Here is a 239-nt window from a genome sequence, read left to right on the forward strand (position 1 = left end):
TTTTTCGAGCGGGGCGGGGATTCGATCAAAGCGATTCAGATCGTGTCCAGGTTAAGCGCGGCTGGTCTGAAACTGGGCGTTCGGGATATATTTACGCATCCAACGATCAAGGAAGTCAGCCGATATGTGCAGGCCACAACCCCGACCGCGGCTGAAGAAGGAGCCGTTGAGGGGGAGGTCGCGCTCAGCCCGATTCAGCATTGGTTCTTTGACCAGAACTTCTCGCAAAGCCATCACTG

The 239-nt window shown here is 55.6% G+C and carries 1 protein-coding gene; it reads left to right on the forward strand.

The window, feature by feature from the left end; all coding sequences use genetic code 11:
• On the forward strand, positions 1-239 hold a 239-nt coding region (locus FS818_RS28550; RefSeq protein WP_260990010.1), incomplete at both ends, for a phosphopantetheine-binding protein.

Source organism: Paenibacillus xylanexedens (assembly GCF_007680605.1).
Classification (GTDB): domain Bacteria; phylum Bacillota; class Bacilli; order Paenibacillales; family Paenibacillaceae; genus Paenibacillus; species Paenibacillus xylanexedens_B.